Below are 14,941 nucleotides of genomic sequence, written 5' to 3' on the forward strand. Positions count from 1 at the left end.
GCGGCGCATGGCCTCCTCGGCGTCACCTAGGTACACCGGCCGGCCGGAGCGGTAGGCCTCCGCGACCGGAAAGGAGCGGGTTGACGCCACCAGGGGCGCGTCAGTCGGCCCGGCAGCCCGGCGGGCACCGCCATCAGCAGGATCCCGGGCTCCCGGAGCGCAGGTGGACGCCGCCGACGTATCCGCCGACGGCATCCACCGCGCTCATCACCGCGCGAGCCGCCACCGGGGACAGCCCGTCGGGGGCGCGGCTGCCGTCCGGTCTCGGGGTCGCACAGACAGGGTGCGCAGCCGCGCTCCGGCGCGCACGTCCACCCTTCGCCCGGTGGGCCTCGTGCGTCAGCCGCGCACGGGTACCGAGGGCTCGGTGCCCGCGTGGGCACACACCGACGCGGCGACCTCGGAGGCGAAGGCCAGCATGGCTCGCAGCTCCTGGGGGGCCGGCCGTGCGGTGAAGGCGCCCCGGGCGGCCATGGCGTTGAGCAGACCCGCGACGAAGGCGTCGCCCGCGCCGATCGTGTTGACGACCTCGACGGGGACGGCCGGGACGGACACCGGCGGGGCGCCCTCGGTCCAGGCCGTACTTCCCCGGGCGCCTCTGGTCAGGACGACCAGCCGCCCGCCGTCCGCCAGCGACCGGCAGGTGTCCTCCGGTGCGGCCTCGGGCCACAGCCGCTCCAGATCCTCGTCGCTCGCCTTGACGACGTGCGCGAGGCCGCAGAGTCTCCGCAGCGCCGCCCGGCCCCGCTCCGGGTCCAGGGTGCGGTCCAGGCGGACGTTGGGGTCCACCACGAGGAGGGACCGCTCGGCGGCGGCGAGCGCCGTCGCCCGCACGGCCTTCGCCGCGGGGTCCACCACGGCGGCGAGCCCGCCGACGTACACGGCGCCGAACCCGGCGGCGTGCGCCGAGAGGTCCGGCAGCCGGAACGTCGCCGTGTCCTGGAGGTGGAAGTGGTATCCCGTGCCGTCGGCGCCCGGGTCGGCGACGGCCAGCGCGGTGGGCAGGTCCGAGCGCGCGCAGAGATCGAGGCCGACCCCGGCCGCCAGCAGCCGTGCCTGGACGCTGCGGGCGAAGCCGTCGCCGCCGAGGCCGCCCGCGAACACGGTCGGCGTGCCGAGCCGGGCCAGGGCGACGGCGACGTTGGCCGGCGCGCCGCCGAACTGGGCGGCCCGTACGTCACCGTCCCCGTCCTTCGGGACGAGGTCGACGAGGGCCTCGCCCACGACGAGGACCGAGCCGGAGCCGCCCGTCACGGCTGGACCACGATCTTGCGCCCGATGCCCGCCTTGAAGCGGTCGATGGCCTGCGGGTACTGCTCCAGCGGCAGCCGGTCGCTGATGAACACCGACGGGTCGAGCACACCGGTGGCGAAGAGCGCGGCGGCGCGTTCGTAGCTGTGCAGCACCGCCATCGAGCCGGTGATGGTGATCTCCTGGTTGTAGATGCGGTACGGCTCGATGACCGCGGTCGTCGCGTAGTCGGCGACCCCGAACTGGAGGAAGGTGCCGCCCTTGGCGACACGGCCCAGGCCGTCCTGGATGGCGGCCGCGTTGCCGGTCGCGTCGATGACGACGTCCCAGCCGCCGGGCTGCTCCAGCTCCTCGGCGCCCGCCGCCGACCGGGAGCAGCCGAGGAGGCCCGCGGTGCCGAGGCGGTCGGGGTTGACGTCCAGCACGTCCACGGAGGCCGCGCCGGTGCGCTTGGCGAGCTCCAGCATCATGAGGCCCATCGTGCCGGAGCCGTAGATCAGCACCTCGGCGCCGAGGGTGCTGCTGAGGACGTCGTAGCCCCGCACCGCGCAGGACAGCGGCTCGATGAGCGCGGCGTCCTTGACGTCGATGTGCTCGGGCAGTTTGACGCAGTTGGCGACGGGCGCCACGGCGAACTCCGCGGCGCCGCCGGCGACGGTGACGCCGATGGCGGCCCAGCGCTCGCAGAGGTTGCCCCGCCCGATGCGGCAGTAGCGGCACTCGTGGCAGTGCAGGGACGGATCGACGGCGACCCGGTCGCCGACGGCCAGCTCCGTGACGTCACGGCCGATGCCCACGATCTCGCCGGCGAACTCGTGCCCCGGGACGATGGGCAGGGTGGGGGCGAACTCACCCTGCAGGATGTGCAGATCGGTACCGCACAGCCCGCAGGAGGCGACGGACACCACGACCTCGCGGGGGCCGGGGGTGGGGTCCGCGACGGTGGTGACGGAGACCTTGCCGGGGGCTTCGACGATCGCTGCCCGCATTATTTCACTGCTCCAAGAGAGAGGCCCTGGACGAGTTTGTCCTGGGCGGCGTAGCCGGCGGCGAGCACCGGCAGGGACACGACGACGGACGCGGCGCACAGCTGGGCGAGGAACAGCCCCTGACTGGTGACGAATCCGGTGAGGAAGACGGGTGCCGTCTGGGCGACGACGCCGGTGAGCACCCGGGCGAAGAGAAGTTCGTTCCAGCTGAAGATGAAGCAGATCAGCGCGGTGGCGGCGATGCCGGGGGCTGCCATCGGGGCGACCACCCGGGCCAGGACGGTCGGCAGCCGGGCCCCGTCGACCTGGGCGGCCTCGATGACGGAGACGGGCACGTCCGCGAGGAAGGACTGGAGCATCCAGACCGCGATCGGCAGGTTCATCGAGGTGTAGAGCAGGACCAGGAGCCAGATGTTGTCCAGCATCCCCGTGTTCTTGGCGAAGAGGTAGATGGGCAGCAGCCCCGCGACGACGGGCAGCATCTTCGTGGAGAGGAAGAAGAACAGCACGTCGGTCCACTTGCGCACGCGCCGGATGGAGAGGGCGTACGCCGCCGGGAGCGCCAGCAGGAGCACCAGGAGCGTGGAGAAGAAGGACGCGCCCAGGGAGTTGAGCAGGGGCGGCCAGGGGGTCACGCCGGTGTCGGCGCCGAAGAAGGCCCGGTAGCCGTCGAGGGTGAGCGGTGCGAAGAGGGAGGGCGGGTTGGTGGCGGCGTCCGACTCGGCGTGCAGCGAGGTCAGGAACATCCACAGCGCGGGCAGGCAGAAGGCGAGCCCGGCCGCCCAGGCGAGCAGGCCCAGTGCGGTGGAGCGCCGCTTGGCCCTGCGCGCGGCGCGGGGCACGGCCGGGGAGGACGCGGGAGCGGTGGTGGCGGTCATGCGCGGTTCGCCTCCTCACTGAAGAGGGACGAGACGACCCGGAGCGCGAAGGTGGCGATGATGATCGTGCCGATCACGACGACGACTCCCGCGGCGGACGCCAGTCCGTATTCGTGGGCTTGGTAGAAGGTCTGGTAGATCGTGTACGGAAGGTTGGCGGTGCCGAGCCCGCCCGCGGTGAGGGTGAACACCGCGTCGAAGTTCTGCACGATGTAGACGGCCCCGAGCAGGACGCCGAGTTCGAGGTACCGGCGCAGGTGGGGCAGGGTCAGGTAGCGGAAGGTCTGCCAGGCGCTCGCCCCGTCGAGGCGCGCGGCCTCGATCACCTCGGCGGGCCGGCTCTGGAGTCCGGCGAGCAGGATCAGCATCATGAACGGCGTCCACTGCCAGACCAGTGCGGCGATGACCGCGAGCAGCGGCATGTCGGCTATCCAGTCGGGCTGGCTGGGCGAGGTGTCCCCGAAGAGGTCGCCGATCCAGCTCAGGGCGCCGTTGAAGAGCCCGTACTCCGGGTTGTAGAGGGCGTGCTTCCACAGCAGTGCGGCGGAGACGGGGACGAGCAGGAACGGCGTGATCAGGAGCGTGCGGACCATGCCCCGGCCGAAGAACGTCCGGTCCAGGAGGAGTGCCAGGGCGAGCCCCAGGACCACCGTGGCGATGACGACGCCCGCGGTGAGCAGCACCGTGGTGACGACCGAGTCGCGCAGCGCGGCGTCGGTGAAGACGGAGGCGTAGTTGCCGAGCCCGTTGAAGCTGCGCTTGTCGGGGTTGAGGGAGTTCCAGTCGAAGAGCGAGATCACCAGGGTCGCCACGAACGGCAGCTGGGTGACGACGATCAGGAAGACCAGGGCGGGCAGGAGCGGCGCCCGGGTGGCCCAGGCCTTGCCTCCGCCCTTGCGGGGCGCGGGTGCGGGTGGCTGGGGCGTGGAGACGGGTGTGGTGCCGACTGCTGTGGTCATCGGTACTCCTTGGCGACCTGCTCGGCCAGCTTCTGGGAGGTGGCGAGCGCCTTGTCGACGGACTGGCGGCCGGCGATGGCGGCGCTGATCTCCTGGGCGACCTTGGTGCCGAGATCGGTGAACTCGGGGATGCCGACGAACTGGATGCCCGCGACGGGGCGCGGCTGGGTGCCCGGGTTCAGCGAGTCGGCACCGGCGATGGCCTGTTCGGTGACGTCGGCGAAGGCGCCCGCCTCCTCGCGATAGGCGGGGTTGTCGTAGGTGGAGGCGCGTTTGCCGGCGGGTACGTCGGACCAGCCGCTGGTCTCGCCGACGAGCTCCTCGTACTCCTTGCTCGACGCCCAGGAGACGAACGTCCAGGCGTCGTCGGCCTTCCTGGAGGCCTTCTGGATGCCCCAGGCCCAGGTGTAGAGCCAGCCGGAGCTCTTGGTCTTCTCGACCGGCGCGGGCACGTAACCGATCTTGCCCTTCACCGGGGAGCCGGAGGCCTCCAGCGATCCGGCGCCCGCCGTGGCGTCGTACCACATGGCGGTCTTGCCCTGCGTCATGTTGTTGAGGCACTCGGCGTACCCGGACTGGGAGGCGCCGCGCTCCCCGTGCTTGCGCACGAGGTCGACGTAGAACCGGGTGGCCTCCTTGAACTCCGGTGCGGTGAGCCGCGCTTCCCAGTCCTTGGTGAACCAAGTGCCGCCCATGGTGTTGACGACGGTGGTGAGCGGGGCCATGAGTTCGCCCCAGCCCGGCAGTCCGCGCAGGCAGATGCCCTTCATGCCGGGCTCGGCACCGTCGGCCTGTGCCGCGAGACCGGCCACCTGCTGCCAGGTGGGGTGATCGGGCATGGTGAGGCCCTTGGCGTCGAAGACGTCCTTGCGGTACATGAGGAACGACGACTCGCCGTAGAAGGGCTCGGCGTAGAGCTTGCCCTCGGCGGTGAGCGCGTCCCGCAGGGGCTTGAGGATGTCCTCCTGGTCGAAGTCGGCGTCCTGCTCGGCGTAGTCGTCCAGCGCGTGCAGCCAGTCGTTCTTCGCGAAGAAGGGCACCTCGAAGTTGCTGATGGTGCCGACGTCGTACTGACCCGCCTGGTTGGAGAAGTCCTGGCTGATCTTGTCGCGGACGTCGTTCTCCGGGAGCACGGTGAAGTTCACCTTGATGCCGGTCTCCCGGGTGAAGTGCTCCGCGGTGAGCTTCTGCAACTGGAGCATCTGCGGGTTGTTCACCATCAGTACGTTCAGCGCGTCACCTCCTCCGAAGGAGGTGCCGCCGGCTCCGGCGCACCCGGCTGCCAGAAGTGCCATCGCTGCTGTGCCCGCGACCGCACGCACGCGGGTTCCACGGCGTCGTTGCTGGTGGGGCATGGATTCTCCTGATCGGTCGTAGCGGCTCGTCCTTCGGTGCCCGTGGCGCGTGTCCGGTGGGTTCCGGGCACGGCGGGGCTGCCCCCGGCCTCCTCGGCGGAGGTCGGGGGCGGGTCCTTCGTGGTTCAGACGCGGATGACGTTGGGGCCGAGGAGGGAGTAGCGCTGGGCCTCGGCCGCGGGCAGCCCGGTGTCGGTGACGACGGCCTCGAAGTCGCCGACCCCGGCGAAGCGGCAGAAGCTCACCGCTCCGAACTTCGTGTGGACGCCGGCGAAGACGCGGCGGCGGGCGCTGCGCATGGCCTGCGCCTTGACCTCGCTGACGGCCGGGTCCGGGGTGGTGAGCCCGTACCGCCGGGAGATGCCGTTCGCGCCGACGAACGCCAGGTCGATGACGAAGTCGGCGAGCATGCGGGTGGTCCAGTGGTCGACCGTCGCCATCGTGCTGCTGCGCACCCGTCCGCCGAGCAGGAGCACGGCGGTCTTCTCCGCGTCCGCGAGGACCGTCGCCACGGCCAGGGACGCGGTGACCACGGTCAGCGGCCGGTCCCGGGGCAGGGCCTCGGCGATGAGCTGCGGGGTGTAGCCCTCGTCGACGAAGACCGTCTCGGCGTCCTGGAGCAGGTCCGCGGCGGCCGCCGCGATCCGGGACTTCTGCGGTACGTGGCGTGTGGTGCGCATCGCGAGGGTGGTCTCGAAGCCCGCGCTCTCCACGGGGTACGCACCGCCGTGGGTACGGCGTACGAGGCCGTGTTCCTCGAGGGTGTGCAGATCACGCCTGATGGTCTCCTTGGCCACCTGGAACTCGTCGGCCAGCCTGTTCACGTCGACCGAACCGTCCCGTCGGGCCGTCTCGAGAATTCCCCGCCGGCGTTCCTCGGTGCCCACGACACCATCCCTGTGCTAGGTGCGAATTCGCCAGGGTCCGGTGTCCGTTCGGGCCCTCGCATAGTTTGTACAAGCAGTAACGGGTGTTCGACCACCTCCTTCGCTCCACGGACTGTGCCCGTTCGTGCCCGTTCCGCCCGAGGGGACCTCGCTGGTCAACGGGCTTTCCGGTGGACGGGGCACCATGGGCACCGCCTGTTCCGGCCGGTATCCTGCCCGTTCGGTGCCCGGTTCGCGGTCACGGGTGCCCGCCCGGTACGGGCACGAGGGTGGCCGGTGTCCGCTCTTGCCGAAGCGCGCGCTGTGGCAGACTTCGCGGGCGTAACGCTTCGATTCGCCACTTCCGCAACGGAGTTCGGTAATGAAGACCGGGATACCTCAGCCGCCGATCGACACCGGCAAGCCGCATCCGGCCCGTGTCTACGACGCGCTCCTGGGCGGCAAGGACAACTACCCGGTGGACCAGGCGGTAGCCGAGCACCTGCCGGCCGAGGCGAGGACCGGGGCGTTCCAGCAGCGGGCGTTCATGAACCGGGCGACCGCGTGGCTGGCGGGCGAGGGCGTGGACCAGTTCCTCGACATCGGTACGGGCATCCCGACGGCCCCGAACCTCCACCAGATCGCCCAGGAGATCGTCCCGGCGTCACGGGTCGTCTACTGCGACAACGACCCGATCGTCCTGCGGCACGCCGAGGCCCTGCTGGTCAGCCGCCCGGAGGGAGCCACCGACTACGTCCACGCCGATGTGCGCGCGCCCGGCACGATCATCGAGGCCGCCCGCCGGACCCTGGACTTCGGCCGCCCCGTCGCCCTGTCGCTCCTGGGGCTGCTGCACTTCCTGCCCGACGACGAGGACCCGTACGGCATCGTGCGCACCCTGACCGCAACGCTGGCGCCCGGCAGCTGGGTGGCCCTGTCCCAGGGCGCGTCGGACGTGAACCCGGAGCGGGGCGAGCAGGGGACGGAGGAGTACGGCAAGGGCGGCATCCGGCTGGCGCTGCGCACCCGCGCCGAGTTCGCCCGCTTCTTCGAGGGGCTGGAGGTCGTGGAGCCGGGTGTCGTGACGGCACCGCGCTGGTTCCGCGGCACGGCGGCCCCGGAGCCCGAGGAGAGCGGGATGTACGTGGCGGTGGCCCGCGTCCCGTAGGCCGAGTCCGCCGAGCCAGGCGAGGGCGGCCACCGCCATGGCACTGACGCCGGTGTCCAGGGTCGGCTGGACGACGGGGGGCGAACGTGGCGCTGTGGTTGACCGGGATGTCCTGCGGGACGGTTCCCTTCCTGGCTGCCTCGGCGTAGCGCTCGGGGTCGATGCCGCCGATCGCCCAGGAGGTGAAGGGCACACCGAACGCCCGGGGGATCTCGCTCAGGTCCTCGCTGGCGGTCTGCGGTTCGACGGTGTGGGCGTCGTCGCCGAAGTACGCGCCGAAGGCGTCCGCGACGCGCCGGGTCGGCTCCTCGTCGTTGACGACGGGCGGGAAGGAGGCCGTCCGCTCGAACTCGGGCTCCCGGGGTGCCAGAAACGCCTCGCACTCGGCTCCGACGATCCGCTCGATCGCGTCCAGGACCTGATCGCGTGTGGCGTCGAGCATGGCGCCGTCGGCTTCCTCACGACGGCCGTGGACCCGGCCGCCGAGAACGAGGTCGGGGCGCGCCCGGCGGTGGACCGGCTCCCGCTCGTCGGGCCTCTCCCGGCGCCTGGCCCGGTGGCGTACCGTTCCCCGCGACGCGCGGGCCGTCGGCGGGGCGGAACCTGTTCTGCCGGGCGGCCCCGCGACGGGCGGCCGGAGATCCGGCGGCCCACTCGCCCGCCCGGCGGCTCCCGTTCGCCGGCCGACGGAAGGAAGGCACATGACCGAGGCCGCCCGGCCCCCCGCCGCCGTCGCGTTCGACGCCATCGGTGCCGCGTACGAGCAGGCCTTCGCCGGCTCGGCCGCGCACCGTGCATCACTCGGCCGTCTGCTGGAGGAACTCGCCCCGCGCGGCCGGGTCCTGGACGTCGGGAGCGGCACGGGGCGCCCGACCGCCGGGACGCTGGCCGGCGCGGGGCACGAGGTGCTGGGGGTCGACGTGTCCCCGGTGATGGTGGACCTCGCGTCCCGACGGGTGCCGGAGGCCGACTTCCGCTGCGCGGACATCCGCGCTCTGCCGTTGGAGCCGGCGGGTTACGACGCGGTCTGCGTGTACTTCGCGCTGTTGCAGATGTCCCGCGCGGACCAGACCCGGCTGGTGCGCCGGCTCGCCGCGTCCCTGCGGCCCGGGGGCCGGCTGGTGCTGGCGACGGTGCCGCTGGACGTGGAGGACGTGGCCGCCGAGTTCATGGGCCAGGAGGTGCGGGTGACCAGCTTCGGACCCGAGGCGCTCGGGGAGCTCGTGACGGGGGCCGGGCTCACGGTGGAGTGGGAGCGGCACACCGTGTTCACGCCCGACCGTCCCGGTGCGGTACCGGAGCCCCAGGTGTTCCTGCACTGCACACGCGGCTGACGCCGTCGCTCACAGGTCGTCGCCGGGCAGCGGCTGCTCGGTCCAGATGACCTTGCCGCCGTCGTCGGTGTAGCGGGTGCCCCAGCGCTCGGCGAGCTGGGCGACGAGGAAGAGCCCCCGGCCGCCCTCGTCGGTGGTGGCCGCCTGGCGCAGGTGCGGCGAGGTGCTGCTGCGGTCGGACACCTCGCAGATGAGGGCGCGGTCACGGACCAGGCGCACCCGGATGGGGCCGGTGGCGTAACGGATGGAGTTGGTGACCAGCTCGCTGAGGATCAGCTCGGTCGTGAACGCCTCCTCGACGAGGTTCCACGCGGTGAGGGTGCCGGACACCTCCGACCGCACCTCGGAGACCGCCGCCGGGTCGGAGGGCACGTCCCATTCGGCGACGTTCTCGGCGGTGAGCCTGCGGGTGCGGCCGATGAGCAGTGCCACGTCGTCCTGGGCCCGTCCCGGCACCAGGGCGTCGATGACCGCCTCGCAGGTCTCCTCCGGGGTCCGGCCGGGATGTCCGTCGAGGGTGGTGCGCAGGAGTTCCAGCCCCTCGTCGATGTCCCGGTTCCGGTCCTCGACGAGCCCGTCGGTGTAGAGGACCAGCCGGCTGTCCTCGGCGAGCTGCACGTCCAGGGTCTCGAAGGGCATGCCGCCGAGCCCCAGGGGCGGCCCGCCGGGCACGGTCGCGAACGCGGCGGTGCCGTCGGGGCCGATGATCACCGGCTGGAGGTGGCCCGCCCGTGCCATGGTGCAGCGGCCGGACGCCGGGTCGTAGATGGCGTAGAGGCAGGTGGCCCCGGTGACCGCGTTCCCCGAGTCCTCCGTGGACTCGTCCTGGTCGATGCGCGCCACCAGTTCGTCCAGGTGCCACAGCAGTTCGTCGGGCGGCAGGTCGAGGCTGGAGAAGTTGTGGACCGCCGTGCGCAGGCGTCCCATGGTGGCCGCCGCGTGCAGACCGTGGCCCACGACGTCGCCGACGACGAGCGCGACCCGGGCGCCGGGGAGCGGGATGATGTCGAACCAGTCGCCGCCGACCCCGCCCAGACCGCCCTGCCCCGCCTGGGCGGGCAGATAGCGGTAGGCGGCGTCGATGGCACTCTGCTCGGGCAGGCCGCGCGGCAGCAGGCTGCGCTGGAGGGTGACCGCGACGGCGTGCTCGCGGGAGTAGCGCCGGGCGTTGTCGATGCTGACGGCGGCCCGGGCGACGAGTTCCTCGGCGACGGACAGGTCCTCGTCCTCGAAGTGCTGGGGGTTCTCCGCGCGCCAGAACATGGCGACGCCCAGGATGAGTCCGCGGGCCCGCAGGGGAACGGCGATCATCGAGTGGAATCCGTACTCCAGCAGCCGCTCGGCCCGGTCGGGGCTCACCTTCTGCCAGCCGCGCATCGAGGCGAGGTCGGTGTCGAGGACCGCCTCGCCCCGCAGCAGCGCGGCGCCGGTGACCGTCTCGGGCATGAAGCGCAGGACCGAGCCGAGGGGGAAGAGCTGCGCGTCCTGCCGCGCGCCGCTGAAGGCGGTACGCCGCATCTCGTTGATGGCCTGGACCACCGTCGGCTCCTCGCCGCGCAGGACGTTCTCGGAGACGTCGACGGTGGCGTAGTCGGCGAACCGGGTCGTCGCGAAGTCCGCCAGCTCCTCGCACGTGCGTACGACGTCGAGCACGGTGCCGATCTCCGTGCCCGCGTCGTAGAGCAGTTTGAGCCGCTGCCGCGCCACGTCGGCCTTGCCCGAGAGGGCCTGGAGCTCGGTGGTGTCGCGCAGGGTCGTGACGCTGCCGGGCGGGCCTCCGTCACGGTCCGTGGTCCGCTGGCTGACGGCCAGCAGCCGGTCCCCCACCGAGTGGACCTCGTCGGTCGCCACCCGTCCTGAGGCGAGCAGCCGCGTGGTGGCGGGGTCGAGGCCCAGGTCGGTGACGGCGCGGCCCTCCACGTCCGCCGGGAGGCCGAGGAGCCGCCGCGCCTCGTCGTTGGCCAGCAGCAGCCGCCCGTCGCCGCCGACGATGAGCACGCCCTCCCGCACGGAGTGCAGGACGGCGTCGTGATGTTCGTACATCCGGGTCATCTCGGCGGGGCCGAGGCCGTGGGTCTGGCGCCGCAGCCGCCTGCTGACCAGGGCCGTTCCGGCGGTGGTGAGGAGCAGGATGCCCGCGGCGGACCCGAACAGCAGGACGTACTGCTCCTCGACGACCCCGCTGACCCGGGAGATGGTGATGCCTGCGGAGACCAGGCCGATGACCTTGCCGTCCGAACCGAAGACGGGGACCACGGCCTGGACGAGGGGGCCGATGGTGCCGTTGATCCGCTCGGTGACGACCTCGCCCCTGAGCGCGGGGCCCACGTCACCGACGAACCTCTTCCCGATGCGGTCGGGCAGCGGGTGGGTGAAGCGGATCGCGTCACGGCTGAGGACGACGACGAAGTCGACGCCGGAGCCCTTCCGGGCCGCCTCGGCCTTCGGCTGGAGCACCGCGGTGGGGTCGGGGCCCTCCAGGGCGGCTTGGATGCCGGGGGCGTTCGCGAAGGTCTCGGCCACGGCGACCGACCGGTTGCGTGCCTCCCGCTCGCTGTCGGCCCGGGACTGGAGTACGAGCGCGGCCACGGCGGCGGTGACGAGCAGCACCACGATCGCCACCTGCAGGAGGAAGACCTGACCAGCGAGCGTCCTCATCCGGAGAAACGCACGCGGGCGGCCGGAGCGTGCGGCCATGCTCCCTTTTGTACACCCTCGACATACGCCGGGCGAACCGTGCGGGACGGCCCGCGTGGCCCTCGCTGTGACACGCCGGGCACGGTCCGTCACGGGGTCGGGATGCCCGCGGACCGCGCCGGGCGGCCGAGGTGTACGGGCCGCTGGGGCGGGTCGGGCGTGACGTCCTGCGGGGCGCGGGGCTCGGGCGGCATCCCGAAAGCATGGCAGAGCCGCCCTCCGGTCCCGGCACAGGGTCACTGGCCGGCGAGGCCGGTGTGGGCGATGCCCCGGACGATCTGCCGCTGGAAGAGCGCGAAGACGACCAGCAGCGGCAGTCCGGCGATCACGAGCGAGGCCATGATCTGCGCGTAGCGCACGCCGAAGGACGACTGGACGTTGACGAGGCCGACGGGCAGGGTCATCCCGTTCGGGTCGGTGGTCACCAGGAACGGCCACAGGAAGTTGTTCCAGGTGGAGATGAAGGTGAAGATCGCCACCGCCGCGAGCACCGGCCGTGACAGCGGCACCACGATCGTCCAGAACACCCGCCAGCGGCCGGCCCCGTCGACGAACGCCGCCTCCTCCAGCTCCCTGGGCACGCCGTCGAAGAACTTGACCAGGATGAACACCATGGCCGGCACGGCGACCTGCGGGAGGATCACGCCCCAGTAGGTGTCGACGAGGCCGAGCTGGACCATCTCGCGGAAGAGCGGGGCGATGAGCACCTGCGGGGGCACCATGATCCCGGCCAGTACCAGCCCGTGGAGCAGCCGTCGGCCCCGGAAGTGGGTGCGGGTGAAGCCGTAGGCGGCCATCGCGCACGTCAGCACGGTCAGCGCGGTCGTCATGAGCGAGATGTACGCGGAGTTCAGGAACCAGCGCGTCAGCTCTCCGGACTCCCAGACCTTGGTGTAGGCGTCGAACGTGACGCGTGAGCCGATCCAGGCGAGCGGGGTCCCGGTCGTCTCGCTCTCGGGTTTCAGCGAGGTGGCGACGGCCCAGGCGAGCGGCAGGAGCCATGCGGCGGTGAGGACGAGGGCGGCGAGCAGCAGGGCGATCCGGCCGGGGGTCCACCTCCGGCGGCGGCCCCCGCCACCGGTCTCGGTGGGTGTGGGGGCGGTGACGGTGGTGCTCACTTGGCGGCCTCCTCGGCTCGGCGCCGGGCCGACAACGGCCGCACCAGGGACACGGGCAGGATCAGGGCGAAGAAGATGTAGGAGACGGCCGAGGCGTAGCCGATGCGGTAGCCGGTGAAGCCCTGCTGGTAGACGTACTGCAGGATCGGCCGGGTGGAGTCGTCCGGGCCGCCGCCGGTCATGATGTACACCTGGTCGAAGATCTTGAGCGAGGCCAGCACCTGGAGGACGACGACCAGGACGGTGGTGCGGCGCAGCAGCGGCAGGGTGATGTGGGCCAGCCGCTTCCAGGCGCCCGCGCCGTCGAGTTCGGCGGCTTCGTAGAGGTGGGCCGGGACGGCCTGGAGGGCCGCGAGGTACAGCAGGAAGTTGAAGCCGACGGTCCACCACACGGTGGTCGCCACGACGGAGAGCATGGCGTAGCGCTCGTCGCTGAGCCATCCGATGCCCGGCTCCAGGCCGACGGAGGCGAGCAGCTGGTCGGCGAGGCCGAAACCGGACGGGAAGACCATCTGGGCGAAGAGCAGGCACACCACCCCGGACGGCAGCAGGAACGGGGCGAACCAGCTGAGCCGCCACAGCCACTGCACGACGCGCAGCTGGTGGGCGAGGAGCGCCAGCCCGAGGCCGACCAGGACGAGCGGGACGGTGGACAGGACGGTGAACCAGACGGTGTTCCACAGGGAGGACCACACCTCCCCGTCGCGTATCGCCTCGGCGTAGTTGTCGAGGCCGACGAACTCCCCTCCGCTGCCCGTGATGTTCTCGCTGGTCAGGCTGATGCCGACGCCGGATATCAGGGGCCAGATCAGGAACACGGCGTAGACGGCGAGGAAGGGGGCCACGAAGACCAGGCCGTGTTCGGTCCACGGGCGGCGCACCGAGCGGGCCGCGGGCCGTCGTGCGGTGCCGGTCCGTTTCGCCACCGGGGGCGGTGGGGCGGCGGTGGAGGTCATGACGCGGCTCCCGGGAGGGGGTTCCTGGTGCCGAGGAGGCCGTGCAGCCGGGCCTTGGCCTCGCTCAGGGCGCCGCGCGGGGTGCGGGACCCGGTCAGTACGCCGGAGAACACGGCGCCGAGTTCGATCCAGAGGCGGGAGGCGGAGCCGGCGAACCAGGCGGGGTCGTCCAGGGCCACGTCGTCGATCACGTCGCGGTACTCGGACTGCGGCTTCAGGGCGAGGTAGGCGGGGTCGTCGAGGACCGGCCGGTAGGCGGGTACGTGGCCGCCCTCGGCCCAGGCGACGGAGTTGCGGAGCATCCAGGCGACGAGGGTGTGCGCGGCCTCGTTCGGGGCCCCGCCGCGGTCGGCCTGGTGCGGCAGGACGAAGGTGTGGCAGTCGGCCTGTGCGGCGGCGCTGCCGAAGAGCGCGGGCACCCGGGTCATCGAGAAGGGGATGCCCGCGCCGCGGTAGGTGGTGATCTCCCACTCCCCGTTGAGGTGGAAGGCGGTCCGGCCCTCGTTGAAGATGCCGACGCAGGCGGGGTAGTCCGCACGGCGCACCATCAGTTCCTCCTCGACCAGGTTCGCCAGGTACTCCAGTACGCGCAGCGCCTTGGTGTCGTCGAGCGCGAGGTGCTTGCCGTCGGCCGACAGGACCGTGCCCCCGGTCTGCGCGTAGAAGGTGGAGAAGAGCCGCCAGGGGGTGATGCAGTCGGGGCCGAGCGTCTCGGTGACCAGGCCGGGCCGGCCGGTGGCCTTCTTCGCGGCGCGCAGGGCGTCGGCGAACTGCTCGGCGCCGCTGATCGGCTTCAGCCGGCCGCCCGCGGCGAGTCCGGCCTTCTCGCAGATCTCGGTCTGGAAGTAGAGGACGAAGGGGTGGGTGTCCAGCGGTACGGCGTATTGCTTGCCGCCGGCCTGGCCGCGACGCCAGATCTCCGGCGGGAAGTCCTGTTCCAGGATGCCGTGTTCGGCCAGCAGACCGAGGTCGAAGGGGTCCAGGAGCCGGCCGGGGGCGAAGCCGGCGAGCCGGGCCAGGTGCAGGACCGCGAGCTCGGGAGCCCGGCCGCCGGCACCGGCCATGCCGAGCTTGGTGTAGTACGGGGCGCCCCACTGGAGGGTGGCGGCCTCCAGGGCGATGCCGGGGTGCGCGGCGCGGAAGTCCGCCAGCATCGCCTGCATGGTGACGCCGTCGCCGCCGCCGAACAGGTGCCAGTACCGCAGCGCTGTCCGCCCCGGCCCGACGGCGGTGGCGGGTGCGGCGCAACCGGACAGGGGTCCCAGGGCTCCGGCGGCGACCAGGGCTCCGGCGCCGCCCGCGAGGGCGCGGCGCCGACTGACGTGAGGTGGATGCATGGCGGCTCGTCTCGGCTCGTCTCGAAGAGGTGG

12 protein-coding genes and 1 pseudogene are annotated in these 14,941 nt (G+C 72.2%); 2 read left to right on the forward strand and 11 right to left on the reverse strand.

Annotated elements, in window-relative coordinates; genetic code table 11:
- Positions 1-339 precede the first annotated feature (339 nt).
- From SACTE_RS01885 to SACTE_RS01910, 6 genes are all read right to left on the reverse strand, one after another.
- Positions 340-1,254 (reverse strand): PfkB family carbohydrate kinase, encoded by a 915-nt coding sequence (locus SACTE_RS01885; protein WP_014044330.1) that lies wholly within the window; start codon positions 1,252-1,254, stop codon positions 340-342.
- On the reverse strand, positions 1,251-2,240 hold the full coding sequence (locus tag SACTE_RS01890) for a zinc-dependent alcohol dehydrogenase family protein (RefSeq protein WP_014044331.1): 990 nt from the start codon (positions 2,238-2,240) through the stop codon (positions 1,251-1,253). The genes SACTE_RS01885 and SACTE_RS01890 overlap by 4 nt, the downstream gene beginning before the upstream one ends.
- Positions 2,240-3,118 carry a carbohydrate ABC transporter permease gene (locus SACTE_RS01895; protein WP_014044332.1) on the reverse strand — a complete coding sequence of 293 codons (879 nt, stop codon included), beginning with the start codon at positions 3,116-3,118 and terminating at the stop codon, positions 2,240-2,242. Before SACTE_RS01895 ends, SACTE_RS01890 begins: the two co-directional genes overlap by 1 nt.
- Positions 3,115-4,077: a sugar ABC transporter permease gene (locus SACTE_RS01900; protein WP_014044333.1), complete on the reverse strand. Its 963-nt coding sequence runs from the start codon at positions 4,075-4,077 to the stop codon at positions 3,115-3,117. Before SACTE_RS01900 ends, SACTE_RS01895 begins: the two co-directional genes overlap by 4 nt.
- On the reverse strand, positions 4,074-5,432 hold the full coding sequence (locus SACTE_RS01905; protein WP_014044334.1) for a sugar ABC transporter substrate-binding protein: 1,359 nt from the start codon (positions 5,430-5,432) through the stop codon (positions 4,074-4,076). Before SACTE_RS01905 ends, SACTE_RS01900 begins: the two co-directional genes overlap by 4 nt.
- Before the next feature lie 125 nt (positions 5,433-5,557).
- The gene (locus SACTE_RS01910) at positions 5,558-6,319 is read right to left on the reverse strand and encodes a DeoR/GlpR family DNA-binding transcription regulator (RefSeq protein ID WP_014044335.1); all 762 of its coding nucleotides are present in this window, start codon (positions 6,317-6,319) and stop codon (positions 5,558-5,560) included.
- A 361-nt stretch (positions 6,320-6,680) separates the two neighbouring features.
- On the opposite strand from SACTE_RS01910, the gene SACTE_RS01915 reads away from it, so the two are divergent.
- Positions 6,681-7,466, forward strand: coding sequence for an SAM-dependent methyltransferase (locus tag SACTE_RS01915; RefSeq protein WP_014044336.1), 786 nt, complete (start codon positions 6,681-6,683; stop codon positions 7,464-7,466).
- 9 nt (positions 7,467-7,475) lie between these two features.
- Here SACTE_RS01915 and SACTE_RS34810 read toward each other — a convergent pair.
- Positions 7,476-7,902 (reverse strand): annotated as a pseudogene (locus SACTE_RS34810) (amidohydrolase); the annotation flags it as partial.
- Between the two features lie 265 nt (positions 7,903-8,167).
- Here SACTE_RS34810 and SACTE_RS01925 point away from each other — a divergent pair.
- A complete protein-coding gene (locus SACTE_RS01925) occupies positions 8,168-8,800 on the forward strand; it encodes a class I SAM-dependent methyltransferase (protein ID WP_014044337.1) in 633 nt (210 codons plus the stop codon).
- 9 nt (positions 8,801-8,809) lie between these two features.
- On the opposite strand, the gene SACTE_RS01930 is transcribed toward SACTE_RS01925, so the two are convergent.
- From SACTE_RS01930 to SACTE_RS01945, 4 genes are all read right to left on the reverse strand, one after another.
- Positions 8,810-11,497, reverse strand: coding sequence for a SpoIIE family protein phosphatase/ATP-binding protein (locus tag SACTE_RS01930; protein ID WP_014044338.1), 2,688 nt, complete (start codon positions 11,495-11,497; stop codon positions 8,810-8,812).
- A gap of 236 nt (positions 11,498-11,733) precedes the next feature.
- Positions 11,734-12,615: a carbohydrate ABC transporter permease gene (locus SACTE_RS01935; RefSeq protein WP_014044339.1), complete on the reverse strand. Its 882-nt coding sequence runs from the start codon at positions 12,613-12,615 to the stop codon at positions 11,734-11,736.
- On the reverse strand, positions 12,612-13,571 hold the full coding sequence (locus tag SACTE_RS01940; protein ID WP_014044340.1) for a sugar ABC transporter permease: 960 nt from the start codon (positions 13,569-13,571) through the stop codon (positions 12,612-12,614). The genes SACTE_RS01935 and SACTE_RS01940 overlap by 4 nt, the downstream gene beginning before the upstream one ends.
- Positions 13,568-14,908 (reverse strand): extracellular solute-binding protein, encoded by a 1,341-nt coding sequence (locus SACTE_RS01945; RefSeq protein ID WP_014044341.1) that lies wholly within the window; start codon positions 14,906-14,908, stop codon positions 13,568-13,570. Before SACTE_RS01945 ends, SACTE_RS01940 begins: the two co-directional genes overlap by 4 nt.
- Positions 14,909-14,941: the final 33 nt, after the last annotated feature.

The organism is Streptomyces sp. SirexAA-E (assembly GCF_000177195.2).
Classification (GTDB): domain Bacteria; phylum Actinomycetota; class Actinomycetes; order Streptomycetales; family Streptomycetaceae; genus Streptomyces; species Streptomyces flavovirens.